Below are 25278 nucleotides of genomic sequence, written 5' to 3' on the forward strand. Positions count from 1 at the left end.
ACAAAACCCTCTCGTCATTCACTTCGCTGCAACCAATGTTTCAATTTTTTTATGATTTCGTTTATGTCGATGGGTTTGCCGATATGATCGTTCATTCCGGCGGCCAGACAGCGTTCCACGTCCTCTCGAAACACGTTGGCGGTCATGGCCACCACGGGAATTTCCGCGGCTCGGGGTATGCCGAGGGAGCGAATGGTTCGGGTCGCCTGATAGCCGTCCATTTCGGGCATGTGAATGTCCATGAGGATGAGGTCGTACTTCTCCGGGTTCTTTTTGAAGGCCTCTACAGCCTCCAGACCGTTCTGAACGGGTTCGATGTCAACCCGAGTTTCCTCCAGCAGAGCGATGACAATCTCCTGATTGATCTCCACGTCCTCGGCCAGCAGAATGCGACGGCCCTCGAAACAACCCTCCAGAGCCTCCTCCGGCTCGGTTTGGGCGTCTGAAACTTTCGTTCTTCCAAGATATTCTTCGATGCAATTCACCAGGTTCGAGGGGAAAAACGGCTTTGGGAGAAAAGCTCCGGCCCCGGCGTTTTCCGCCTCGGTCCTGATGTTCCCCCATTCGGAGCCCGATGCCATGACGACGACGTTTTTTCTTCCATGACGCTCCTTCAGGATACGGACCCGCTCCGCGCCGTCCCCGTCGGGCATGTGCCAGTCCACGAAAACAAGGGAAAAAGCCCTCTCGCCCTCTTCGTCAAGAACGCGGCAGGCTTCCTCCGTGCTTTTCGCGACGTCGCAGACGATGCCCAGCCCCTCGGCGAGGGAGGAAAAACATTTCAGCGATCTCTCCGAATCGTCCACCACGAGAACCCTCAGATTCTCTTTGGCAAAGCGAGGCGCGGCGGGAGGATCCGCGCTTTCGTCTCCCCGCAGAACCATGACGTAAAAAATAAAGCTCGAACCCCGCCCCTCTTCGCTTTCAATCCAGATTTCGCCCCCCAGCAGCTCCACGATGCGCTTCGATATGGAGAGCCCCAGCCCCGTCCCGCCGTATTTGCGGGAAATGCCTCCGTCGGCCTGCTCGAAGGACTGAAACAGTTTTTTCTGGTTTTCGGGAGAAACTCCAATCCCGGTGTCGGTCACTTTGAACTCCACTTTGCAGAGCCCGCTGGAATTTTCCTCCACGAGGCGTACGGACAGGGAAATCGCTCCATTCTGCGGGGTGAACTTGATCGCGTTGGAGAACAGATTGGTGACGACCTGAGCGAGGCGCTGATCGTCGGAGATGATCACGAGAGGCAGATTCGGCGCGAAGCTCACATTGAAGTCGATTTCCTTTTCTTCCATGCGGAAAATGACGACATCCGTCACCCGCTGGATCATCTTTTCAAGGCTGAACTCGGTCAGCGCCATTTCCAGTTTGCCCGCCTCGATTTTGGACATGTCGAGAACGTCGTTGATGATCCCCAAAAGGTGCTTCGACGCTTCGTCGATCCTTGTGAGGCAGTAGTTCTTGCGCTCCAAATCCGGCGACGTGGCGGCGATGTGGGACATTCCGATAATGGCGTTCATCGGCGTGCGCATCTCGTGGGACATGCGCGAGAGGAACTCGCTTTTGGCGGAACTCGACTGCTCCGCCTGGTTTCTGGCCTCCACGAGCTGCCGCTGAAGCCGCGCCTGCTCGGTGACGTCAAGCCCAATGACGCCAAAACTCCGTCCCCCCACGGAAAAGACGTACAGGATGAGGGTATGAATATCCCCGTTTCGATCCCGCAGGGAGGCGACGACCTTTCTGCGGCTCTCATCCCCGGCGGCCTCGAAGTCGGCCTGCAGACCCGTCAGGTTCGCCAGAGTTTCCGCGTCGAAACAGAGGCTGAGTCCGGCGGCGAGAATTTCCTCGCTGGAGTAGCCGGAAAGAGCCGCAGCCCCTTCGTTGACGTATTCGAGCCTGCCGTCCGGAGCGAGATAACAGATGAACTGAGGGGAGTTTTCCACGATGGAGGACAGATGCACGAGTTTTTCCTCCATGACGCTCCGCTCCACAGCTCCCGTGATGACCTCCCCCACAAGGGAGACGAGCCGGATTTCCCCCTCGCTCCAGACGCGGGGCGTCGTACAGTCCTCGATGCTGAGGATTCCCCATATTTTTCCCGAGACGTACAGCGGCGACCAAATGAAGGAGTGGACGTTGACCTTTGCCATGATGGAGTATCGTTCGTCGTTTTCCACATCGCTGCAGTATACGCAGGGCGCCGCGCTCCCGGAGGCGTACTCCGGAAAACTCCGGAGGATCATCGTGCCAATGTCGTCATTTTCCGGGGCCGGCTGCAGATCCGGAGAAGCGCTCCAGGACCAGCCGGGACGCGTGACTCCCTTATTGAAATCCGGCACGCCGATGACGATCCGCGTCACGCCCAGGTACTCCCCTGCCATGCGCAGCGCGCTTTTAATGAGCTCTCCCATATTCCGAGTGGAAATAAAAATCATCGACAGCGCCGACATGAGCTTTTGCTCTTCAAGCTGTCTTTGGAGCATTTCTTTGGTAATTTGAGTACCGTCCACACAATCTCCGGCACTGTTGCCCAGGTATCGCCGCATGCTGCCCTCTCTAACGAATTAGAATATTTGTAATTTTTACGAGGACATACCTTGGGCAGTATACACTATTTTTCAGAACTTAGGATGCGATTATTTGAAGAGAGACGATCGTACAGCGCGCAGCGTTTTTTCCACCCGAGGGTTTCGGCGGCGTAACGGACAACGTCGTCCAGGGCCCCCGGCTCTCCCATGCGGGAACGCCCGGCGTCACTCATTTTTTTGTGAAGGGCCGGGTCCGACAGAATGGCGAAGGCCTGGGCGGCCAACGCATCGGGCAGGGGTTCCACCAGAATTTCGGCGTCCCCCAGAAGTTTTTTCTGGACGCGTTTGCCCTTCTCGTCGATGGACAGCACGGGAATGCCCATGCCGGCGCAGAGCTGATTGGCCGTGCCCCCCAGCCCCATCAGCAGAGAAACCCCCGACGCCGCCGTGGAAACGCCGCCTTGATGGAGACGAATGCGGGTCCCGTTTTTCGAGAGGCTCCGCTCTCCGGCCTCTTCGACGGTTTCCCATCCCTCGCAGGACTGCAGCAGACGGGAAACATCGATAGTGGGGGCCAGAACCATGACGTACTCACAGGAAATACGCGATTGAAGTTCCTCCACGGCGTCCAGAAGCAGTTTTACGTCCTCATAGGCTCGGGGGCGGCTTCCAGGCAGAAGCATGACCCGGGGGGAAGGGCCGAAAGCCCCGGGAGAGAGGTCGGGAACGGGATCCAGAAGGTCCATGATGGGGTTTCCCGCATAAACCGCGTCCGCGCCAAAGGCGGCGAGCTGATCGGCGGTTCCCCGGTCCCGGGTCCAGGTCCGAAGGGTACAGTGCCGGATGATCAGGCGCTCCAGCCGCCAGTGACCGCTGAGGTGAACCGTTTTGGCCGTCGCGACGAAAAGCGGCGCCCGCCCCTGGCCCCAAAGGGTGTGCAGCAGCAAATAGACGTCCCCCACGCACAGAGGCGTGTGAACCACCCGGGAGATCTTGCTCCAGTCCCTCTGCTGTTTGCGGATGTGCCCCGGCAGTCCGGCGCGAATGTCTCCCCACAGGTCCCTCAGACGGTATTTCAGGACGCCCCCCGACGGCGTTACGGAAGGCGTGGATTCCACGGCAAAACCGGCGGCCTTGTAGGGCTCTCCGGTTCCCACCAGCGGGAAGGCCAAAATCTCGGCGCCGGGAAACGCGTCCCTCAGTTTTTTCGCCGCCAGCACTCCGATGGCATCCTCTCCGTATCCGTTGGAGGCCACCACCAGCCGAGGGCGCAGGCAGTCGAACAACGCGTCATAAAACCGCTCCGGCTCCTCCGGAAGCGTCGCTACCCGTGGGACCACGAGAGGAATGGGCGGCTTCCAGGAGCAGGGAAGGTTGTAAACGTCCTTCTCGGTGCAGGAGAGAAACTCCGCGCCCCGCTGACGGGCAAGGCGGACAAGCTCCTCCATGTCGGCGGCCGTATAGCGATGGTGGTCCCGAAAATGACGCTCGGCGCGGACCTTCACGCCCTCCTGTTTCAGGGAGAACACGAAGCTGTCCGGACTGCCGATGGCGGAGAAAGCCGCGACTCCACGCCCCTCGGACGGAGCGGCGCAGGGAAGAAAACGCTGCCCGTCCCAGGTCACCCACTCGGTAACCACCAGCCGCGCGGAAAAAATATGATCGGAGGGGACGTATTCGGAGATTTTCATGCGAAGGGCGGCCAGAGCCTCCGGGCTGACCTCCTCGACCTTGGTGAGAACGACGATGTGGGCGCGGCTCAGTTTTTCGGGCCGTTCCCGCAGAATACCGGCGGGAATGAGAAGCCCGTTTCCAAAGGGGCAGGCCGCGTCCACCAGCACGATGTCCACATCCCGTCCCATCCGCCGATGCTGGAAGGCATCGTCCGCGATGACCAGCTCGATGCCCCGCCGTTCCAGTTCCCTCACGCCCTGCAGCCGCTCCCGGGACACCGCCAGAGGCACGTCGGGCAGGCGGGCGGACAGGAGCAGCGGCTCATCCCCCACGATCCGCCGGTCCGACAACCCCTCCTCGAACACCAGGACGCTGGCGTTGGCGCCGCCGTAACCCCGGCTGACGATCCCCACCGCCACGCCCTTTTCCCGCATCTTTCGGCAGAGGGTCTCCACGAAGGGGGTTTTGTTGGTTCCGCCGTAGCTGATGTTCCCCACGCTGATCACGGGTATGGACGGGGTCTGAATCCGCTCCAGTCCGTGCCGGAACAGAAAATCCACCAGACCGATCCACGCCGCCGCCAGCCAGGACGCGGGAACAATGGGCAGCCAGAGCGAAAAAAAACGTTTTCCCTCCCTGACGCTCTTGCCCGTCCCCCGAACAAAACTCATGTAGCTCGACGTCAGACGGGTAAAAATTTTCAGTGCGACAATTTTCGGAGAGAATTTTAGAGAGAAAATTTTCATCGTTAAAATTTTTTATAGCTGAAACGGTTAAGCGGAAATTTCCGACTCTTCCGGATCGGAAATTCGGGAACGGGGCTCGAACTGCAGATGATAAAGGCGGGCGTAAAGGCCCCCGGCGGAAAGCAGAGAGTCGTGAGTGCCCTCCTGAGCGATGCGGCCCCTGTCCAGCACCAGAATGCGGTCGGCCCCCCGAACGGTGGAGAGGCGATGGGCGATGACAAAGGAGGTTCGCCCGGCCATGGCGCGGTTCATGGCCTCCTGCACCTGACGTTCCACTTCGAGATCCAGAGAGGAGGTGGCTTCGTCCAGAATCAGGATTCGGGGGTCCCGAACCACGGCCCGGGCAATGGCAATCCTCTGGCGCTGCCCTCCGGACAGGGTGACTCCCCGTTCTCCCACCTCCGCTTCGTATCCGTCGGGGAGGTTCATGATGAAATCATCGATGCCAGCCGCCCTCGCCGCGCTTCGAACAACCTCCATAGAGGCGGCGGACCCGTCCGCCAGCTCCGGCAGACCGTAGGCGATGTTGAAGGCCATGGACCCCTTCATCAGGATCGACTCCTGGGGGACGATTCCGATCTGCCGCCTCAGAGCGGGCAGCAGAAGCTCCGACACGTCCTGTCCGTCGATCAGGACCCGTCCGGATACGGGATCGTAAAAACGGGGGATAAGATCCACGAGGGTCGATTTTCCCGAGCCGGTAGGCCCCACAATGGCGATCTTTTCGCCCTCTTTGACCTCAAGATTGATGCCCCGCAGAACCTCCTGCCCTTCGACGTAGGAAAAAAACACGTTTTCGAAGGTGACTCGACCCCTGATACGACCGGGATCCCGAGTGGCCCCCGCCGTAACCTCCGTGGGCGTGTCCAGAACGGCAAAAATGCGCTCCCCCGCCGCCAGTCCCGTCTGAAGGGAGTTCAGGCTGTTCATGAAAACCCGAATCGGCTGCACCATAAAGGCGATATATCCGATAAAGGCCACCAGTTCGCCGGGGGTCAGCTCGCCCCGCAGGACGTCGCCGCCTCCAAACCAGAAAACCACCGCCAGGGCCATGATCAGAAAAACCTCTATAATTCCGGCGAACATCGCCTGAATCCGAACGGCCCGAAGCAGAGCCTCGAAGTTCTCCACGTTGCCCTTGCGAAAACGGTCCAGCTCCAGCTCCTCCGTGGCGAAAGACCGGACGATCCGGATGGCGGAAAAGGCCTCCTGCACAATGGCCGTCAGGTTGGCCAGCCGCTCCTGCACCCGATGCCCCGCGGCCCGCAGACGCCGGGAAGCGAAGGTCAGCAGCCAGGCCACCAGGGGGAGAACGGTGATCGTGATCAGGGTCAGACGCCAGTTGATGAAAAAGATGAACCCCAGCATCCCCACAAAGGTCACGCCGTTGACCACCAGATTGACGAAGGTGCTGGTGACCAGGCTCTGCAGGGTGGCCACGTCGCCGGTGATGCGGCTCATCAGCTCCCCCACCCGGGAAGCGTGAATGTAGCGCAAAGACATGTGCTGCATGTGGTCGTAAAGCGCCACCCGCATGTCCATCACCACCCGCTGCCCCACCTGGTTCATGAGACACTGCTGCCAGTAGAGCGCCGCCCCCTTCAGGACGAAAATCACGACGACCCCCACACAGAGTAAATTCAGCGCCGTGCTGTCTTTGGAAATCAGAACGTCGTCCACGACGCTTTTGAACAGCCAGGGAGGAAGGACGTTCAGACAGGAGGCAAGAACCATGAAAAATATAGCCGCCAGAAAAATCCGAAAATAAGGCAAAGCATAGCTCAAAAGGCGGAAAACCACGCCTTTGTGTAAAGCGGAAGCGCTCACACCGCGGCCTCCATCGCTTCCGCGAGGCGAAAAGCCGCCCCTGCCGGCCCGGAAAGAGCCAGAAGTTCCTCCCGCGCCCGGGCTCGTCTGCCCTCGTCCTTCAGGGCGGACACGACCCGGTCGGCGAGTTTCTGAGGGGAAAGGTCCCCCTTCATCTCATCCATCACCATCCGGCCCGCCAGGCGGTTGGGCCAGGACATGAATCCCTCGTAGCGGTCGAGCAGTCGCTCCAGTCCCCGCCGGCGAATCGCGCTCCCCATCAGGGGCAGAGATGCCAGCATACCCCGAAGTCCTCCCAGGGGAACGGCCTCCAGAAACTGGTCCGGCGCGGCAATAAGCGCGGGAAGGCCGCAGTGCATCATCTCCAGGGTATTCGTTCCCGGCTGGGTCAGGGCGTAGTCCGCGGACCGCATCGCCACGCCCGCTCCGATCTGGATGGGGTTGAGGCCGGCCTCCCGCCAGAGCGGAAGTTCTTCGTCATGGACAAAGGGGGAAAAAAGCGTTCCGATTTCCACGTCGGGCAGGGCGAGTTTCACCTGTCCCGCCAGGAGGGCCATCCAGGGCAGGGCCATCTGGCGGATGGCGGGGCGGCTTCCGGGGAACAGCAGAAGACGCCGGCTCTCCCTTTGCCCCCAAGACAACGTCCCCGTGTCCAGGGCCAGAGCGTCCCGCACCAGATCTCCAATGACCCGGGCCTTCGGCATTTGCAGAGCCATTTTGGGCCACGCCGTGAAACATCGGGCGTGTTCCATTCCTTTTTTGGGGGCGTAGGCGTAGCAAAACAGCGGCGCGGCCGCCCGTTTCGCCAAATGCCGGCCGAATATCAGGTCTCCGCCGAGCTGCAGCACGCAGTCCGTTTTTTCCTGTCCGAGGGCGTTCCACATGTGAATCCCGTCCAGAGGCCCTTCCAGTTTGTCCACCCCCAGGCCGGAGGCCACCTGCCGCTCACTGCCCGATGCGTAGGGACAGGAAAGCAGCCACAGCGAAATGGAATGTCCTCGTTTGCGAAGCTCCACGGAAACGGGACGAACCCAGTCCCAAAGCTCTCCGGGCCCGTTCGTCAAAATCGAAATTTTCAACGTTTCTCCCCTGGGTAAGGGTTCCTCCCCCCATTGCAAACCTGATTCGTATAATTTTATACCAAATCGAAATCAAAGGCCAACGCGGACGCCGCTCAGGGCGCTTAAAATGGAATCCGCCCAGAAAACGGCCGCGCGAACGTTTCCCATGGCGGCCCGGGCTTTCTCCAGAGAGCGATCCACCGCCGCCCTGCGCACCGGGTCGTCCAGGTACCTGTGGAGTTCGCTCAGGATCCGTTCCGGCGTGATCGCGTCCTTCAGAATTTCGGGATAGACGGGTTCATCGGTCAGATAGTTGGGCATCGATATCCAGGGAATGTGGACGAGAGCCCGAGCGATGAGCCAGGACAGGCCGCTTCCGTTGTAGATGACCACCATGAAGCGGCGCAGAAGCATGGCCTCCACCGCCACCGTCCCGCTGACTCCGGCCACGGCGAGAGCGATTTTCATCAGGGCCCGTCCCTCTCCGTCCCAGTTTTCATATCCCTCGGTGCGCTCCCGCAGCTCCCTCTGCAGGGCCGCGGAAAGCCCCGGGGCAACGGAGAACACGGGAAGCCAGCCCTCCCGCTTCAGAAGCTCCGCCGTTCCAATGAGCTGAGTCAGATGATAACGAATGTCATATCCCCGGCTTCCGGGCATCAGCGCGATGACCCGCTCTCCACGGTAACGGGCGGACAGTTCCTCCGGAGCCTGAAAATTCTCCAGAGTTTCGGCCAGGGGATGAGCTGCCCACATGGAACGAACCCCCCGTTGGGTCAGATATTCCTGTTCAAAGGAAAAAAGCGGCAGACAAAGATCGAAATAATCCCGCAGCAGTTTCGTTCTTCCGCTGCGCCAGGCCCATACCGTGGGAGTGACCAGAAAGACCGCGAGCCCTTTGTAGCCGGATTTTCTGAGTTTTTTGACGAGAAAGAAATGAAAATCGGGACTGTCCACCACCACCACCACCGAGGGGTTTCGGGACAGAATCTCTCGAACCATGCGGTTACGCAGCCCAAAAATACGGGGAACGGCGGGGATGACCTCCGCGAAGCCCATGAGCTTCAGCTCCTCGTAACTCCAGACGGCAAGTCCGCCCGCCGCCACGGTGAGGGGCCCCATCATGCCCCAGACGCGGTTTTTCAGAGCCGGAACACGCTTCAGAAGCTCCCGGGTCAGGTCCGACGCGTAAAGGTCCCCGCTGACCTCCCCGCAGCTCAGGAATACCGACAGGTCTCTCAGGTCGTCTGGCATGGCAGCCCCCAAAAAGCGATGTTGTGGCGACGGGCTCCGGCAAAAACGGCTTCGGCGTCGATAATCAGAGTCCGGCGGGCCTCCACCGCAAGGCAGGTCAGCCCCGCCCGGGCCATATTTTCTATCGTTTGGGGCCCCACCGTGGGCAGGTCGTACCGGAAATCCTGATCGACCCGCATCATTTTGACAAGGACGCCCCTGCGAACCAAGTTTCCCGCCCTCTCGATCATGGCGTCCGTGCCCTCCAGCGCCTCCAGCGCCACGACGGCCTGACCGGCCACCACCAGAGCCTGTCCGAACGAGCAGGGCAGAGTGACCTTCAGAATGGAAACGCCGTACTCAAAATCCCGCCGTTCCTCCTCCGTAGGGGGACGATGCCCCAGCTGCCCCTCCGGCGCCAGAAACTCCGGAAGAATGTCACGATAGGGCAGCACGGAAATCCCCGCTTCCTCGAAGGTCGATACCACCGCCGCCAAAAGGGAATGGTCGTCCCTGGCGCTTTTCGCGATGAGCCTGAGAAAGAGCGGGTCGAAGAGCGCCGGAGCGTAGATCAGTTTTTTGGAAACCCGACCGGCCAGCACGACGCTTCCCACGTCATGACGCCGGATTTCCTTCAGCAGACGGCTCAGACTGGGATAGCGCAGTCGCACCAGAGGGTCGGCAATGCCCCGAAAGGCGTCCGGATCCTGCCGCAGCGTAAAAACCACCGGAACGTCCCCCAGCTCCGTCAGACGCCTGGCGATCTCCACGGGCAGAGCGCCCTCTCCCGCGATAAGTCCCGTCTTTGTTCTTTTTATAACCGTTTCATTCATGTCCAACCCCAACCCAATCAGGCGTCAGTCCAGGTATCAATCCAGATATCAATCCACTCGCCTCGCGAAAAAAAGTCCCACCGTCAGAAAAACGATGTTGGGAACCCAGGCAGCCGGCAGAGGCGGCATGTACCGGGATTCGCCCAGGGCGCGGCAGAGCGACATGACCACGTAATAGGCAAACACGATGACGATGCTGATTCCAAAGCTCATTCCGGACCCGGAACGCCCCTGACGGGAGGCTCCGAACGCGGCCCCCACGACGGCCATGACGATGCACGCCCAGGGGACGGCCAGCTTCAGGTGAAACAGCACCCACAGCGAGGCGGGATTGATGCCGGTTCCGTCGGAGTTCGCGATGTAGGTCCACAGCTCCCGCGCGCTCATGTCCATGGGACGCCGGGAATTGCGCCGCAGCTGCTCCGGAGAGAGGCGAATCATCAGCTTCTGACGGTCGAAACGAATCAGCAGGCGCAGCTCTCCTTTTGGGGAGACCTCGAACACCTGCCCGTCCTCCAGCCACCATTCACCGCCCCTCCAGACTCCGCTTTCCGCCCTGGACATGCGAACCAGACGTCCATTTTCAAATTCATGGACGATGATTCCCGTCATTTGCCCCGCATCGGGGTCCAGCCGGTCGATGTAGAGGACGCGCTTCAGCTCTCCGCCGCTTTCATCCCGCAGAAAGACCTTTTCCTGCAAAGCAGACGCCTGATTTTTCAAAATTTCATAGCGCATCAGCCGGTCGGCGGCCTCCGAGGCGAAAGGAACCACCGTTTCATTGAAAAGCAGCGCCCCTGCCGCAACCAGCAAAGAAGCTCCCATGACGGGCCGCAGAATCCTGTAGAAGGAAATCCCCAGAGACTTCAGAGCCACCAGTTCGCTGTTGGCCGAAAGCCTCGTCATGCCCAGGAGAGTCGCCAAAAGGCAGGACATGGGAAGCGTCAGAGCCACGACTCCCGGCAGTCGATACAGAAACAGCCTCACGACCACGCCGAGGGAGACGCCTTTTTCGATGACCAGCCGCGCCGCCTGGAAAAGCAGATCGCCCGCCACGAAGATCATCGTAAAAATGAGTATTCCAAATATAAAAGGTCCCGCCATCTCACCCAAAACGAGGCGATCCAGCGTGCGCAGACCTGGCAGGGATTTCATCGCCGACGCTTCCGTTCAAAGCCCGCCGGTGTCAGAGGGACTCTCCATTCAGAGGGATTCTCCATCGTGATCTTCGTCCCGGCCGCTCCTTCCCCAGAAGGTGACGCCCCGTTTCGTGTCCCTGTAAAAGTCCAGAATACGCTGAATTTCAGGTATCCAGGAGTCCTTTTTCTCCATGGCATCCTTCAGAGAATGAGTAAAAAGTTTGTCTCTGCTGTAAAGTTCGCGATAAAACTCCCGGATGCGACGTCGGGTCTCCGAGGAAAAACCCGCCCGCTTCAGCCCCACGGCGTTCAGTCCCGTCAGGCGCAGGGGCTCTCCCGATGCCAGCGTGTAATGGGGAACGTCCTTGGAAACCCGGTACATTCCGCCAATCATGCAGTAACTGCCGATGCGGACGAACTGATGAACCCCCGCCATGCCGCCGAACACCGTGTGGTCGTCGACGGAGACGAACCCGGAAAGTCCTACCTTGTTGGCGATGGTGATGTTGTTGCCCAGCCGCACGTTGTGGGCGAGGTGAACGCCGTCCATGATGAAACACTCGTCTCCCACCACCGTTTCGCATCCCTCGCCCGTGGCCCGGTTGATGGTCACGTTTTCGCGGATGACGTTGCCCTTCCCGATGCGGACCCGGGAACGTTCTCCCCTGTAACCATGGTCCTGAGGCTCCCCTCCGATGGAGGTGTACTCGTAAATTTGACAGTTCTCTCCGATCGAAACCTCTCCGTGGACGCTGACGTAGGCCTTCAGAACCGTCCCCCTGCCGATGGACGCCCCCGTTTCCACGAGACAGAAGGGACCGACGACAACGTCGTCGGCCAGTTCCGCCCCGGAGGAAACAACGGCGGAGGGGTGAATGGCGGTACTCATTCGGACGTCTCCTCCTCTCCGATTTCCCTTTTGAGGGTCGGGGCGACCATGAAGCTGAACTCTCCCTCGGCCACCACTTCGTCGTCCACGTATCCCGTCACTTTGGCTTTGCCCACGAATCCCCGCACTTTCGTCAGTTCGGCATGGGTCAGAAGGCGATCCCCGGGCCGGACGGGCTTGCGAAACCGCGCCTTGTCAACCCCCGTCAGAAACGCAATCATCCCCGTCTGCACGTCACCCAGACGCACCGCCACCAGAATCGACGCTACCTGTCCCATGGATTCCAGAATCAGGACCCCCGGCATCACCGGTTCATCCGGGAAGTGTCCCTGAAAGAAGGGTTCATTGATCGTCACGTTTTTGTAGCCTACGACGTGGTTTTCGCTGTACTCCACAATGCGGTCCACCATCAGGAAGGGGTAGCGGTGGCGCAGCATTTTCATGATTTCCGTAATATCCATACCAGGGACCTCCACAGAATTTTCTTGATTATCTTTATTATATTTATTAAATCAGTCGCTTATATGACCCCCGCCCCGCGTGAACAGCGCGCGAAGCCTTTCTGCCAGCTGCAGATGCAGAACGTGTCCCGCTCGTACCGCAACCACGTGCGCGGCGACGGGCCTTCCCAGACTGGCGAGGTCTCCGATGAGGTCGAGGGTTTTGTGCCGGACGAACTCGTCGGAAAACCGCAGTCCCCCGGAGGCCTCTATTCCCGTTTTTTTCACGAGAATCGCGTTGTCCAGAGAACCGCCCAGAGCCATTCCGGCCTTTCTCAGGGCATCGAGGTCCTCTTCCAGCGCGAAGGTTCTGGCCGGGGCAATCATTTTCAGATAGTCCTCCGGCGTTCCCTCCCAGTCCAAAATTTGTGTTCCTATGGCCTTCGCCTCGTAGTCGACCACGCAGGTGACGTGAAACGACGGCGAGGGCATCGCAACGACGAACCGGGAGAGGTCTCCGGCGCAGACGGGAGACTGAATGCGGAAGGGTTCCGGCCCCTCGTCACAGGGGACGGAGGTCTCCATAACCCGCTGTCCCACCGCCAGCGCGCAGCCGTCGAAGGCGGGCATCTCCGGCCCCGTCACGGAAATTTGCGCGCTCCACACTCCAGCGCCGGTCAGCGCGGACAGAAGATGTTCACAGGTGCGCACCCGCTTTCCGTCCGGAAAAATGAGGTCGGAACCGCGCCCGCCGCCCTCCAGCCCCAGGCCGGACAGAGGCAGCGCGGGGCCGCCCCCGGCGCTCAGGGTCAGTCCCCCGTCGGAGGGCTCGATGACGACACGGCAAAAAACACCCGAATGAAGGCCCTTTCCCTCGAAGGAAAGAGACCCGGTCAGCTTTCGATAGTTCATTTTTTCTTCCTTTACCTGACTTGTTTGCTTACTTACTATACTTCTTCAATTTTCTTTTGACGGCTTCAGTACGCCCTTTTTCTGCTTCTCTCCGCTCTCACGTTCTTTTTTCACTCCTTCACTTTTTCTTTTCTTCACGGCGTTCCAGTTTCCGAACGCGCTCATAAAGATCGGGCAGATGAGCCGAAAGAACCAGCGCCCGCCGTGCCTCGCTGTGAGGCCGGGCAGGGAAGCCGGAGACGACGGCTCCTTCAGGAATATCGTTCGTCACTCCGGTACGTCCGCCTAAAAGAGCGCCCCGCCCAATACGCACGTGATCGGTGACGCCCACCTGGGGGGAAATCGTCACGTCGTCCTCCACCACGGAACTCCCCGCAACGCCGCTCATGGAGCAGATAATGCAGTTTCTGCCGATCTGCACGTTGTGTCCGATCTGGACGTGGTTGTCGATTTTCGTCCCCCACCCTATAACAGTATCCCCTACAGTACCCCTGTCTATGGCGGTGCAGGCTCCGATTTCCACGTTGTCCTCCAGGACGACGTTGCCAATCTGAGGAATCTTCACCAGCCCCGACTCGGTCCGGATGAAACCGAATCCGTCGCAGCCCAGCGCGCAGCCCGCGTGCAGAATGCAGTTCGCCCCCACCCGGGTCCCCCGCATCAGGGTCACGTTGGGCTCGACGACGGTATGGGCCCCCACAAAAACGTCCTCTTCAAGGCAAACCCCGGAGACGAGGCAGGCCCCCGACTCCACCCGAGACCCCGACGCGACGACGCAGCAGGGCCCCACCCAGGCGTCCTCCGCCACCTGCGCGTCCTCCGCCACGGCTGCGGAAGGATGAACGCCCCTGCGAAGAGGGCGGCGGGGTTCAAAAATCGTCAGGACAGCGGGGAGCTTTCCTCTGGGGTCTTCGCAGGACAGCCCCGAACGCCCGTCCCCGAAAAACTCGGGACGCCCCAGGATGGGCACGTCTTCGCCCAGATGAGGCAGATTTTTCGCGTCCCAGATGACGCACAGAACATCGGATTTCCCCATTTCGGGGGAGCCCACGCCGTGGATCAGGGTATCTCCCCTTCCCACGAGAGAGACTCCCAGTTTTTCAGCCAAATCCGAAAGTTTCAGCTCAATACGCGTTCGCATCGTTCTTCCAATTCCCCATTCCTCATTCTTAATTTACTCTCTTATTTACCTGTTCAGGGACTTCACTCATCTTACAATTTACGATTTACAATTACAGCAGCAGGATCCCCTTCAGGCCCAATCTGTCGTTCCAGCGGTCGTCGTAGTGAAGTTCGATCGAAATGTACTCGGTGAGACGATAGCCCAGCGCCGCGTTATGCCCCCGGGTGGGGTTCCAGCGCCACCAGGCGTAGGGCCGCCGGATTCGCGCCGAGGTCCAGGCGACGCGGTACCAGGCCCTCTCGTCCGGCCACTCGACCTCAAGGCCAACCCGAAAATTTTTCCAGAGGGGAATACTGCCGCCCAGCCGTCCGGTGAGCTCCAGTTCCCCCACATCGAGAATCAGTTCTCCGTAAAATTCCACATCGATTCCCAAATCCCGTTTCGCGTTCCAGCCCAGCAGCACCCCCGCTTCGGGATAGCGCTCCTTCATACCCGCGTAGCCCGCCATCCACAGCCGGAAGATGAAGCGTTCGCTTTCGACGTCGGCCTCCAGACGGGAAATCTGGTCCGGCACGAAGGTGACCTCCACCTGAGATCGGGTGTTGGAAACCGCGTTGCGATCCTCCAGAAAATCCCGAACCAGCAGTTCCACCTCGCCACGGTGCCGGTCGATCCACCGCACGGGCAGACCGATGATCGGCGACAGCCCGGACAGAAGCCGCGCCGACAAATCCGACTGGAACATCAGGGGCAGCGTCGAGGAATATATGGAAGGCATAACCGCCAGAACGAGCGGCTGATCGGGGCGAAGCGCAAGCTGCAGAATCCCCCTGCCTTTATTTTCACCGCTGCTTTTATTTTCACTTCTTCCGTCCTCCAGGCGCACGAGAAGCGAAAAAGTCCAGCCCGGAAAACGGGCCTCCACCAGCGCGGCAATCCGCCCATGCAGAGCCTCCCCCGCCCAGGACAGGGCGTCCACGGGCAACCCCTCCAGGAGCTTCCCGACGCCCTCTTTCAGTCCCGCCTCGTCGTCGGCAAACCAGGAGGACGCCGGCGGCCTCAAATCCGGAGAAACCAGCTGCACCTCCCAGGCGACGGCGTCCTGAGCCTCGAAAAAAACCCGGGGCTCGCCCTTCGCGTCCGGCCGGCCAATCGTCACCCGGTACCCCATAAACAGTCGTCGGGCCACCAGCGTCAGGGTATCGAAACGGGCCTCTCCCCCCATTGGGGGAATTTCCTCCCAGACGGCGGTCAGCCCCCGAAGGGCGTGGGACGTCAGCCAGTCCGGCAGTCCCTCCACCGTCAGGGCCTCGCAGGGAAACGCGGCAAAAAAGAGGGCTGCGGTCAGACAAAACGTCGCCGCAACCCTGTGAAATCGTCTCGCTCCGGGGCGGGCCGGATCTTTCAAACTGTCCCTAAAACAGCTCTCCGAAGCCAAAGTACGTCCTGTCCTCGTCTCCGCCCGTGGCAAAATCCAGACGAATCTGGCCGAACGGGGTTTTGACTCTCAGGCCGATACCGTAGTTGTCGTAAGTTTCGCCCCAGTCCATATTGTCCCCGGCGTTGCCCACGTCATAAAAGGCCACCAGCGAAAAATTCTTCTGCACGGGAACGCGCAGCTCGAAATTACCCAGCAGAATATCCCTTCCCTCGAAGGTTCGGCTGTGATAACCCCGCAGAGAGTTCATGCCGCCCAGAGAGTAACGGGCGAAGGCCGGAAGATTTCCCGCGGTGGAAGATCCCACCCGAACCCGAGCCGCGAAAATGAGGGGATTGTCCTCCGTCCACATGCTGTCCGTGTCGATGACTCCGTCCAGGATGCTGTTGAGGGGCATATAAAAACGCAGCTGCGCCCAGTACTTCAGATACTCATAGTCGCCTCCCAGGGCCCGAACGGCCTGCTCAAGGGCCAGATCCCACACCCAGCCCTTCGAATAGGAAAGGTAGGGATCCCGTTTGTCCAGGGTGAACTGCAGCTCTCCCGACAGGTTGACGCCGCCCCACATCGTCAGGTCGTCGTAATAATCCTCTTTGGCGTCATGGACGTTGCTGTATTCCACATCCCGGCGGTTCAGGGTGAAAAACCAGCTCCATTCCTCCCTGCGTCCGAATTTTTTCCCTAAACCGGCGTACAGGGAAAGACTCTTTTCATCGTATTCAAACTGTTTTTTACTGCGGCGATAATAAAACTGGTCGATATAGTCGTAATAGGTGACCCCCACGCGCCAGCCATAAGTACGGCGGTCCATGTAGGGGCTGGAGAAGGAGGCCCAGTAACGCGCTTCGTCGCCTTCGTCAAAGCCCAGGTCCAGAATGTAGCCCTGCCCGTTGAAGTTGCTTTCCGCGACGTTCACTCCGCCGCTGATGCCCGTTTCCGTTCCATATCCCACGTTGAGCCCCACGGTGATGGTTTTCTTTTCCTTGACGGTGAGGATGACGTCCAGCATGTCGTTTCGGCCCTCCGGGTTGTCGAAACCCACGTTGACGTCCTCGAAGTAACCCAGGGACTGGAGTTTTCCCAGCTGATGCCGGAATTTGATGATGTTGAAGAGGTCTCCCGGCTGCAGTTTGATCTCCCGCCGGATGACGTGCGTCTTCGTTTTTTTGTTGCCCTGGATAATGACCTGTCCCACGCGGGGCTCCAGAATCTGGACGTTGATGCGCCCGTTCTGGATGTTCACGTCCGCCACGCGCACCATGACATATCCGTCTTTGTGATATTTATCCTGGATGCGATCCAGGTCGTTCCGGAAGAACACCCGGTTGAAAACGCTTCCCGTCTGGGTAAAAACCTCTTTCATCAGAGTTTCATCGCTGTACACGGTGTTGCCCGTAAAAAAGATTTCCTCGACGATGGGATTCTCCCGGACGGAGTAGAGCACCTCCACCCCATCCTCCGCCGCGCTCAAATCCACATCCACAAAGGAAAAGAAACCCTGGTTGTAAATCGATTCGATGTCCTTCTGAAGTTTATCCCTGTTCAGTTCCTCTCCGGGTTTTGTCTCCACGACCCCCAGAATGTAGCTCGACGTGATCTGCTCGTTTCCCCGAACCCCCACGCGAACAACCCGAGGTTCCGCCGCGGAGGATCCCGCTGTCAGAAACAGCATGACGCACGATATAAACAGGAGCGGTATCGCCTTACGAATACAGCGTCTCCTCACGTAAACCATCTCTCCCTTCACAAAATCCGCGGTGATGAAGCTCAACGCTCAATCGGGATGACCGGCCGCTCGTTTTTCAGAGCTCTTTCACCGGTCTGGACCAGCGAGAGGATTCGTTCGTAAGAAACAAAAACTTCCTCTTTCGTCCTGTTTTTGTCCGGCCCGTTTCTTTCCGTCCCCGTTTTTCGCGGGGTGGTCCCCCGCTTTTCAGTTATGGCGCTCACGGCCTCAGACGTCGTTTCCGGCGTTTTTTTCCGGGCCTGCTCCTCCGTTTTTTCAGCCTTTTCAGCTTTTTCTTCAGCTTTTTCGATGGAAGCCTTTTCAATGGAAAAGGCCGGCGCCGTTCCCGCGGACAGGGTCGACAGCAAAGACCCCTCCATCGGCAGGGGCGGCAGGCTCGGCAGGGACTGGGACGCGGAATTTTCCTGAAGCTGCGCCAAGGGGGTTCCGGTCAGCAGGACGATCGCCAGCGCCGCCAGCGTCACCCGCCCGAACCGCGCAAAAAACTCCCCGCAGCCTTTCCCGCGGTTTTTCCCTTCAAGAGCCGTCCATACCTCGTCCCGCAGGTGCTCCAGATCGGCCCTGGCGCACTCCATATCCATCAGCGCATTCTCCAGCGACCCGGCCCGGCAGGCCTTCAGGCAACGCTCCAACCACCGCATGACTCCGACGATACGCCGTTCCATCATCAATCTTCTCCCCAACTCAACAGAAACTTACAGAAACTTTCCCTTCACAGTTCTCTGTCAGTTTTATCCCCGAAGAAGAACGTATTATGGTATTTTCGACGATATGAACCTTCCGCCCTCACTTCCACCCTCAGACTCCGTTCCGGTTCCCGACCGTCACTCAGGAACGGACGAGGGGCCGTCGAGCCCCAGCCAGCGCCGGATTTTGGACACCGCGCTGCGCCTCAGACGGTAGACGTGAGAAACGTCCATTTTTTGTTCGTCCGCGACCTCCAGAGGATGCTTGCCCTCGAAAAAAAGCGCGGAAACCACAGCCGCCTCCCGCCCCTGAAGACGCTCGATGCTCTCGGCGACGTCCAGCCACTCGTCGTCGGAAGAGCCGGAAGTCTCCACCAACAGGCCCTTTTCCGCAAAAAGCCACTCGTCTTCCATGGGAATGGGCGTCCTGCGCTCAGATCGCTCCAGCAGGTTGATCATCTGCCCCCGAACCCGGTAATAGGCGTAGGTGGAAAAACGAATGTCGCGACCCGGGTCGAAACGGTCCACCGCGCCGATAAGCGCCAACATCCCCTCCTGAACGATGTCCTGACGAAGGGAGGGATAAATTTTCAGCTTCCGGGCCAGCCAGAAAACCAGAGGACGATAGGCGACAATCAGCTCTTCCCGGGCCTCCGGGTCGCCCTCGCGGCATCTCGCCCACAGAGCCCGCTCCGCTTCGCGGGTCATCCCCCGGTCGTCCTCCGTTCGCATCCCATCATCGCCCATTCCCGTCCCCCACTCTCCGGTCGACACTCATTTTTAAAGTTCTTAATCGATTAATTTTACCATACGGGCAGCGCGACGCCCTCGGGGACATCCCGCAGATGAAGATCATCGTTGGAAAAGATGAGCTGATTCTGAAATTCGCGAATTTCTATGCCGCTGATGGCGCAATTGGAGGCGGAGATATTCCACACGCTGTGAGGGTCCATCTTCAGGAGCACGACAAACAGCGCCCGTATGATTCCGCCGTGAGAGACGATGACCGCGTGCTCTTCGGGAGAGCTGAGGATGGTCTGCAGCGCGCCCTCGACGCGAAGGCGAAGCTCTTCCCAGGTTTCCGCCCCTTCCGGAAGACGGAAAAAGGGATCTGCAAACCACTCCTTCAGGGGCTGGGGATTCTGACGCTTCAGGGTCAGAATGCTTTCTCCCTCCCAGGAGCCGAAGTTCATCTCGGTAAAACCGTCCAGAACGACGGGGGTCTTTCCATGTCGGGCAGCCACCGCTTCCGCCGTGCGCAGAGCCCGCTCCAGAGGACTCGTATACACCACGTCCACGGGCCAGGACGCGAGGCGCTCCGCCAGCTTTCGAGCCTGAATCCGTCCCTCCTCGTTGAGGGGGATATCCGTCCGTCCCTGAAAACGACGGATCTCATTCCACTCTGTCTGCCCGTGACGGGCCAGCAGGATTTTACGTTTCCGAAAACTGTTCGAAGCCAAAACGACAAACACACCCTTCAGTTTTACACCCTTACACCTTTTACACTTTTCGGTCTCGCGCTTTCCAGCCCTGCGTTTTCGTCAGGAAATTTTCGTTAAGAAATCTCCCCGGAAAAGAACAAACGGAAAGAACAAACCTTTAAGATTTTGAAATTATAACATGAAGCAAAATTCCTTCCGTCAGGAAAAAGTTGCAGTCGAAGGCGCATCTTTGGTAAACTCTTTGCGAATTTGATAAACTCTTTGCGAACCGGAGAGGATGCGCAGGGGAACAATCCGACAGCAAATGACATCTCCGCAAAAGACGGACGACATTCTTTAGAGGTGATTGTGTGTGAGAAAAGATCTGGAGGGTTGGCTGAAAGGAGAAAAAGGGCCTTTGCCGCCGGCTGCGGAGAGGCCGGATTTTCCCGTTATTTCGCTCCTTCCATCGCCCCCGCCTGGGAACCGGCCCCCGACGGCAGCTCCTCTCGCTTCCGCGCCGTCTTTGCTGTCCTTTATAAAAACGCCTTCCGAAGAAGTCGAGGAATCATCCCCCGGAAAAACTCCGTCTTCCGGTTCGTCTTCCATTCTGCCCTCCGCGCCGTCCTTCCCGCCGGCCCCCGAAAGCCTGCCGGTGGTCCTTCCGGACGGAGAAGAACCCCGCGAAGAGGAGCCGGCGACTCCGGAGGAGAACGGAAACGAAGCCGAAGCGAAAATCACAGCGGAAAAAGAGAGCGCGCCCGAAACGGAAGAAACAACAGAGGCAATATCAGAAGAAACAGAAGAAACAAAGGAAGAGAAACCGGAAGAAAACACGGAAAACACGGCGGAAGAAACGGCGCCGGAAAAAAAGGAACCGGAGGAAGAACCCGCTTCCGGCACTGACGGCGTCGGGGTTTCCTCGAATCCGGAAGACGCTGAAGAGGAGGTGCTCCCGTCTCCCTCCGAGCCCTCTGAGACCGGAGAAAACCCTTCCGAAAAAGAAGAAAACGAATATGACAGAAAGAATGACCAAAATGATGATGAAATTCGTACCCATGACACCACCGAGAGAAGCGGGGCGGCGGGAATTTCGGTTTTTGTGGGCAGAACCCTGTCCCGGTGGGAGAGTTCGCTGCGTTCCGCCGTCCGGGCGATGGGGTTTCCGCCAATGAGACGGGGAGCGTCTTCTTTTCCGGAGAACGAACGCGGCCGGTCTCACGGCGTTCTCTGGTTTCTTCTGACGGCCTGCGTTGTGGTCGTCCTTCTGGGAGGAACGATTTTCGCCCTGGTCCGGCATCTGCAGAGCAGCTCCTGGGAAACTCTGATGGAGCAGGGAAAAACCCTGTACGACGCGGAGGACTATTCCTCCGCCTTCGACACGTGGAAGCAGACGGCCGAAAAATATCCCAACCGCGTTGAACCCGTCGTGGGCATGGCTCAGGCCGCCGAAAAAATGGGACAGACGGAGCTCGCCATCGATCTTTATCACGCCGGACTGGAGATTCTGCCCTTCGACGCCTCCTCCTTCCGGGCCAGGCTGCTCTGCGAGAGAGGGAGGCTTTACGTTTTTCTGAAGGACTGGGAAAGCGCCCAGCAAAATTTCGAATCGGCGACCTTCCTGGACACCACGAACTTCACCGCCTGGTTCTCCCTGGGGGCCGTGCTGGAGGAACGGGGAAGGTCTCAGGACGCCCTGAAGGCCTATCGTCACGCTCTGGATCTCAGCCCTTCCTCCGATCAGGCCAGAGAATCCGTAGCGCGGATGACGGCGCTGCTGGCTCTTTCCGAAGAGAGCTCCGCCGCCGCCGCGAAGAAACAAAAATACACGGAAGCCCTGCAGGTGGGGACCGTAGCGCTGAAGCTGCGACGTTACCCGGAGGCCTCCCAGAAGTTTGCCGAGGCTCTCGCCATACGCAGCGACGACGCCGTGGCGTGGCTGGGGTTCGCGGAGGCCCGTCAGGGACTGGGAGATCTGGCCGGCGCGATCAAATCCTGTGAACGGGCCCTGGAAAAAGACCCCGGCAACGCCGACGCGCAAAGCCGTCTGGAGGCCCTTCTCAGGGAAAAATCGCCCCAGAGGAAGAAACCCCAGCCCTCCTCCAAAACCAGTTCCTCCAAAACCAAAAAGCCCGCTTCGGACCAATAGCATCCGAAACGGCCTTCCGGGGACCGGAGGCTCTGGTTCGCCTTCTTCCGCCATCGGAAAATACCATCGTCGGGGAATACGTTATAATTACTTCCATTCACTTTGACTCACTTTGACAGGGGGGGCTGAAAATGGGGGATGTATTGAGCAACGCGCGGCTGAAGGGGCAGGAGCTTGTGGCGAATGCCGTGGTGAAGGCTTTGCAGAAGAAGGGGTACGAAGCCGTCAGCGTCGCCACGAAGGAGGCGGCTCTGGCGGAGGTGCTGAAACTGATTCCATCGGGAGCGTCGGTGGGAGTGCCGGGGACGGTGACGATTCGGGAAATCGGAGCGATGGAGAAGCTGGCGGAACAGGGCTGCACGATTTACCACCACTGGCAGCCGGGGCTTACGCCGGAGGCCCGTATGCAGGTTCTCGACAACGAAAACCACGCGGATTACTTCCTGACCAGCGCCAACGCCATCACCCGTGACGGGAAAATTGTCAGCGTCGACGGCAACGGAAATCGAGTCAGCGGCATGGCCTGGGGGCGGGGCGTCCTGATCTTCGTCATCGGCGTCAACAAGGTCGTTCCCAGTCTGGAGGCCGCTCTGGACCGCGTGCACGCGGCCAGCATTCCCAACAGCCTGCGGCTCAACGAAAACCCGCCCTGTCTGCAAACGGGATACTGCCTGGACTGCGATTCCCCGTCACGGGTCTGCAGGGCGCTTCTGATACTGGAAAGACCCGTCAACGGGCGTAAAACCCACGTCATCATGGTTGGGGAGAATCTGGGTTACTGAGCAATTTTCAAAAAAGAACGCCGGGTGGGCCGAAGGGTCTCCACCCGGCACTGAGAAGGAGTTCAATGTGCCTAACAGAGATAAAATCGCACTGATCCTCGCGGGAGGCGAAATCATTTACAAGCACGTCTCGTCCGAGACGGAAGTGGTTCCCGTCGATGCGGAAGAACTGCGGACCTGGTTCCCGCCGGAAACGAGAGAAGAGGTATTCATCGTGGACTGGAGCCGCCAGCCCATCAGTCATTACACCCTGCGAATGTGCAGCGACCTGGTTCAGCTGGCGGGAAAGCAGATTGAAGAGGGCTCGAAGGGCGTCGTCGTTTCGGCGGGGACTCAGGCTCTGACGGAGGTCGCCTACTTTGCCGACCTGGTGTGGAATTACCCCCAGCCCCTCGTTTTTACGGCCTCCATCGGATACGCGGGAATGCCGGGCGCCGAGACGGAGCTGTACATGCAGCAGGCCGTTCAGGCGGCGGCGTCTCAGTCCTGCTGGGGTCAGGGGCCTCTGATCTGCCTTCAGAGCAGCCTTTACGCCGCGGTGGACCTTCTGCAAACCTCCAACTACACCCATACGAGTTTCGTTTCTCCCCCCTGCGGACCTCTGGCCTGTTTCTGCGAGCCACGCGGAGACCTGAAAATTCTTCGCTCCGCCCGCCGAAGCGGCAGAGTCATGAACATCGACACCCTCCCCGCCCGTCACGTGGAAATTCTGGAGGCCTCCCTGGGCGGAGGCGATCTTCTCCTGAACGCCCTTCTGGAGGGCCGCATCTCCGAACTGGACGGGCTGGTGCTCTCCACCTTCGGAGGCGGCGACGTTCCGCCCTCCTGGGTTCCCCTGCTTCGGAAGGTCATTCGCGCCGGAGTGCCCGTCGTTCTGGTCTCCCGCTGCCCCATCGGACGCATTCAGGCGGGGCAGGATTTCGAGGGCTCTTCCTCACGGCTTCTGGAGATGGAGCTCATCAGCGCGGGAACCCTTACGCCTCTGCAGGCGCGTATTCGTCTGGCTCTCGGGCTGGGCGCCGAGCTGTCGGATCAGGATTTGCGCGCCTGGATGCTGGACGAGTAAATCAATGCCTGTTGCAGCGATTATCGGCAGACCCAATACGGGGAAATCTTCTCTTTTCAACCGGCTGATCGGACGGCGGGAGGCCATCGTCGACGACATGCCCGGCGTGACCCGCGACCGCCTTTACGGCGAGGTCGAGTGGAAGGGGCGTTCCTTCTACGCCATCGACACCGGAGGCATTTTAGGCGAGGAGAGTTCCTTCAGTGCGGGAATAGAGTCCCATGTGAAACAGGCCCTCGCGGAGTGCGACCTGGCCGTCATGCTCGTGGACGGGACGGTGGGGATCACTCCGGCGGACGAGGCGGTGGCGCATCTTCTCAGACGAAGTAAAAAAAGCGTGATCGTCGCCGTCAACAAGATCGACGACCTGAAGCACGAGCCTCGCATCGCCGACGCCTACGCGCTGGGTTTCGAGGACGTGCTGGGGATCAGCGCCCTGCACATGCGCAGCCTGGACGAACTTCTGGACCTGATTCTGGAAAAACTTCCCGAGGTTGAGGAAACCCGGGACGAGGACGAAATCCGCATCTCCATCGTCGGACGCCCCAACGTGGGCAAATCCAGCCTGCTGAACAAACTGGCGAAGGAAGAACGCGCACTGGTCAGCCCCATCGCCGGAACCACCCGGGATCCGGTGGATACCTCCGTTGTTATGGAAGGACGCCGTTTCCGACTGATCGACACGGCGGGACTGCGCAAAAAGAGCCGCATGGACTCGGACCTCGAATACTATTCTTTCGTGCGGACGCTTTCGGCCATCGACCGCTCGGACGTGGCCCTGCTGCTCATGGAGGCTGAAGAGCCCTGCACGGACGTTGACAAGAAGCTCGCCACCCACGTCCTGGAGAAGGGACGCGGGCTTGTTCTTCTGGTGAATAAGTGGGATCTCCTGTCTCAGAAGGACAGAGCCGGAGATAAGATGATCCAGAAAATCCGCGATGACATGCCCTTTTTGTCTTGGGCCCCCATTCTTTTCGCCTCCGCCCTGAACGGCCGAGGGGTCCGGAAAATCGCCCCGGCGGCAATCGAAGTTTTCGAAAACCGGCGTCACAGGATACCGACCAACCTCCTGAATCGACTGATGCGCGACGTTCTGGCCTTTGACCGTCTGCCCTCCAACAAACGGGGAAAATCGCTGCGGATTTACTACTGTCTTCAGTCCGATGTGGAACCGCCGACCTTCGTTTTTTTCGTCAACGATCCCAACATCGTAGACAGCTCCTTCGAAAACCACATCCACAAGGAACTGCGCTCTCTCGGCAATTTTAGCGGCAGTCCGATACGAACCTTCTGGCGGGGAAAGGACGAACAGGGAAAATAACCTGGCTCGGCGGAGACGTTGTCCGGTGAACTGGACGTCCCCTTTATTGTATTGTCAAGGCTCTGTCACACCTGCTGCATGTGCGCAGTTTGAGAAAACTAAAACACCACCGATTTTCCTTTCCGCTTAAGCCCCTTGAACATTTATGAAAATTCGGTGTCACTTCAGGTTCATTACGTAGTCGAGGCAGGTGCGCACGCCCCAGGCGGACGCTCCCGCGGCCCAGACGCCCCATTCTTCCTTGTAGAAATCGACGCCCGCAATGTCGA

20 protein-coding genes are annotated in these 25278 nt (G+C 59.3%); 4 read left to right on the top strand and 16 right to left on the bottom strand.

Annotation, left to right across the window (positions count from 1 at the left end):
* Positions 1-14 precede the first annotated feature (14 nt).
* The 16 genes from LBR61_11600 to LBR61_11675 all read right to left on the bottom strand — a co-directional run bounded on the left by LBR61_11600 (position 15) and on the right by LBR61_11675 (position 19730).
* On the bottom strand, positions 15-2543 hold the full coding sequence (locus LBR61_11600) for a response regulator (protein MDR1732727.1): 2529 nt from the start codon (positions 2541-2543) through the stop codon (positions 15-17).
* Positions 2544-2608: 65 nt separating this feature from the next.
* The gene (gene lpxK / locus LBR61_11605) at positions 2609-4870 is read right to left on the bottom strand and encodes a tetraacyldisaccharide 4'-kinase (GenBank protein ID MDR1732728.1); all 2262 of its coding nucleotides are present in this window, start codon (positions 4868-4870) and stop codon (positions 2609-2611) included.
* Positions 4871-4972: 102 nt separating this feature from the next.
* Entirely contained in the window at positions 4973-6772 is a 1800-nt protein-coding gene (locus LBR61_11610) for an ABC transporter ATP-binding protein/permease (protein MDR1732729.1), read from the bottom strand.
* Positions 6769-7851, bottom strand: a complete 1083-nt coding sequence (locus tag LBR61_11615) for a hypothetical protein (protein ID MDR1732730.1) — start codon at positions 7849-7851, stop codon at positions 6769-6771. Before LBR61_11615 ends, LBR61_11610 begins: the two co-directional genes overlap by 4 nt.
* A 72-nt stretch (positions 7852-7923) precedes the next feature.
* The gene (locus LBR61_11620; GenBank protein MDR1732731.1) at positions 7924-9084 is read right to left on the bottom strand and encodes a lipid-A-disaccharide synthase; all 1161 of its coding nucleotides are present in this window, start codon (positions 9082-9084) and stop codon (positions 7924-7926) included.
* Positions 9069-9896 (bottom strand): UDP-2,3-diacylglucosamine diphosphatase LpxI, encoded by an 828-nt coding sequence (lpxI, locus tag LBR61_11625; GenBank protein MDR1732732.1) that lies wholly within the window; start codon positions 9894-9896, stop codon positions 9069-9071. Before lpxI ends, LBR61_11620 begins: the two co-directional genes overlap by 16 nt.
* A gap of 48 nt (positions 9897-9944) precedes the next feature.
* A complete protein-coding gene (locus tag LBR61_11630) occupies positions 9945-11051 on the bottom strand; it encodes an LptF/LptG family permease (protein ID MDR1732733.1) in 1107 nt (368 codons plus the stop codon).
* Positions 11052-11099: 48 nt separating this feature from the next.
* Positions 11100-11924, bottom strand: coding sequence for an acyl-ACP--UDP-N-acetylglucosamine O-acyltransferase (lpxA, locus tag LBR61_11635; protein ID MDR1732734.1), 825 nt, complete (start codon positions 11922-11924; stop codon positions 11100-11102).
* Positions 11921-12385, bottom strand: a complete 465-nt coding sequence (gene fabZ / locus LBR61_11640) for a 3-hydroxyacyl-ACP dehydratase FabZ (protein ID MDR1732735.1) — start codon at positions 12383-12385, stop codon at positions 11921-11923. Before fabZ ends, lpxA begins: the two co-directional genes overlap by 4 nt.
* Positions 12386-12436: 51 nt before the next feature.
* A complete protein-coding gene (locus LBR61_11645) occupies positions 12437-13276 on the bottom strand; it encodes a UDP-3-O-acyl-N-acetylglucosamine deacetylase (GenBank protein MDR1732736.1) in 840 nt (279 codons plus the stop codon).
* Positions 13277-13394: 118 nt separating this feature from the next.
* Positions 13395-14417, bottom strand: a complete 1023-nt coding sequence (gene lpxD, locus LBR61_11650; GenBank protein ID MDR1732737.1) for a UDP-3-O-(3-hydroxymyristoyl)glucosamine N-acyltransferase — start codon at positions 14415-14417, stop codon at positions 13395-13397.
* Between the two features lie 91 nt (positions 14418-14508).
* Positions 14509-15807, bottom strand: coding sequence for a hypothetical protein (locus tag LBR61_11655; GenBank protein ID MDR1732738.1), 1299 nt, complete (start codon positions 15805-15807; stop codon positions 14509-14511).
* Positions 15808-15814: 7 nt separating this feature from the next.
* On the bottom strand, positions 15815-17509 hold the full coding sequence (locus LBR61_11660; GenBank protein ID MDR1732739.1) for a BamA/TamA family outer membrane protein: 1695 nt from the start codon (positions 17507-17509) through the stop codon (positions 15815-15817).
* A 95-nt stretch (positions 17510-17604) separates the two neighbouring features.
* The gene (locus LBR61_11665; protein MDR1732740.1) at positions 17605-18252 is read right to left on the bottom strand and encodes a hypothetical protein; all 648 of its coding nucleotides are present in this window, start codon (positions 18250-18252) and stop codon (positions 17605-17607) included.
* Between the two features lie 156 nt (positions 18253-18408).
* Complete coding sequence (locus LBR61_11670) at positions 18409-19017, bottom strand: sigma-70 family RNA polymerase sigma factor (GenBank protein ID MDR1732741.1); 609 nt, start codon at positions 19015-19017, stop codon at positions 18409-18411.
* A gap of 56 nt (positions 19018-19073) precedes the next feature.
* The gene (locus LBR61_11675; protein ID MDR1732742.1) at positions 19074-19730 is read right to left on the bottom strand and encodes a histidine phosphatase family protein; all 657 of its coding nucleotides are present in this window, start codon (positions 19728-19730) and stop codon (positions 19074-19076) included.
* Positions 19731-20064: 334 nt separating this feature from the next.
* Here LBR61_11675 and LBR61_11680 point away from each other — a divergent pair, with 334 nt between their 5' ends.
* The 4 genes from LBR61_11680 (at position 20065) to der (ending at position 25009) form a co-directional block, all read left to right on the top strand.
* Positions 20065-21840 carry a tetratricopeptide repeat protein gene (locus LBR61_11680; GenBank protein ID MDR1732743.1) on the top strand — a complete coding sequence of 592 codons (1776 nt, stop codon included), beginning with the start codon at positions 20065-20067 and terminating at the stop codon, positions 21838-21840.
* Positions 21841-21971: 131 nt separating this feature from the next.
* The gene (locus tag LBR61_11685) at positions 21972-22622 is read left to right on the top strand and encodes a lactate utilization protein (protein MDR1732744.1); all 651 of its coding nucleotides are present in this window, start codon (positions 21972-21974) and stop codon (positions 22620-22622) included.
* A gap of 67 nt (positions 22623-22689) precedes the next feature.
* The gene (locus tag LBR61_11690; GenBank protein ID MDR1732745.1) at positions 22690-23688 is read left to right on the top strand and encodes an asparaginase domain-containing protein; all 999 of its coding nucleotides are present in this window, start codon (positions 22690-22692) and stop codon (positions 23686-23688) included.
* Positions 23689-23692: 4 nt separating this feature from the next.
* Entirely contained in the window at positions 23693-25009 is a 1317-nt protein-coding gene (gene der, locus LBR61_11695) for a ribosome biogenesis GTPase Der (GenBank protein MDR1732746.1), read from the top strand.
* The last annotated feature ends 269 nt before the right edge of the window (positions 25010-25278 follow it).

The organism is Synergistaceae bacterium (assembly GCA_031272035.1).
Classification (GTDB): Bacteria; Synergistota; Synergistia; order Synergistales; family Aminobacteriaceae; genus JAISSA01.

What these genes read in the sequence shown, in the direction of transcription:
- LBR61_11600 (MDR1732727.1), bottom strand. Translation starts at nt 2,543, where the DNA reads ATGCGGCGATACCTGGGCAACAGTGCCGGAGATTGTGTGGACGGTACT.
- lpxK (MDR1732728.1), bottom strand. Translation starts at nt 4,870, where the DNA reads ATGAGTTTTGTTCGGGGGACGGGCAAGAGCGTCAGGGAGGGAAAACGT.
- LBR61_11620 (MDR1732731.1), bottom strand. Translation starts at nt 9,084, where the DNA reads ATGCCAGACGACCTGAGAGACCTGTCGGTATTCCTGAGCTGCGGGGAG.
- lpxI (MDR1732732.1), bottom strand. Translation starts at nt 9,896, where the DNA reads ATGAATGAAACGGTTATAAAAAGAACAAAGACGGGACTTATCGCGGGA.
- LBR61_11630 (MDR1732733.1), bottom strand. Translation starts at nt 11,051, where the DNA reads ATGAAATCCCTGCCAGGTCTGCGCACGCTGGATCGCCTCGTTTTGGGT.
- lpxA (MDR1732734.1), bottom strand. Translation starts at nt 11,924, where the DNA reads ATGAGTACCGCCATTCACCCCTCCGCCGTTGTTTCCTCCGGGGCGGAA.
- fabZ (MDR1732735.1), bottom strand. Translation starts at nt 12,385, where the DNA reads ATGGATATTACGGAAATCATGAAAATGCTGCGCCACCGCTACCCCTTC.
- LBR61_11645 (MDR1732736.1), bottom strand. Translation starts at nt 13,276, where the DNA reads ATGAACTATCGAAAGCTGACCGGGTCTCTTTCCTTCGAGGGAAAGGGC.
- lpxD (MDR1732737.1), bottom strand. Translation starts at nt 14,417, where the DNA reads ATGCGAACGCGTATTGAGCTGAAACTTTCGGATTTGGCTGAAAAACTG.
- LBR61_11660 (MDR1732739.1), bottom strand. Translation starts at nt 17,509, where the DNA reads ATGCTGTTTCTGACAGCGGGATCCTCCGCGGCGGAACCTCGGGTTGTT.
- LBR61_11665 (MDR1732740.1), bottom strand. Translation starts at nt 18,252, where the DNA reads ATGATGGAACGGCGTATCGTCGGAGTCATGCGGTGGTTGGAGCGTTGC.
- LBR61_11670 (MDR1732741.1), bottom strand. Translation starts at nt 19,017, where the DNA reads ATGGGCGATGATGGGATGCGAACGGAGGACGACCGGGGGATGACCCGC.
- LBR61_11685 (MDR1732744.1), top strand. Translation starts at nt 21,972, where the DNA reads ATGGGGGATGTATTGAGCAACGCGCGGCTGAAGGGGCAGGAGCTTGTG.
- der (MDR1732746.1), top strand. Translation starts at nt 23,693, where the DNA reads ATGCCTGTTGCAGCGATTATCGGCAGACCCAATACGGGGAAATCTTCT.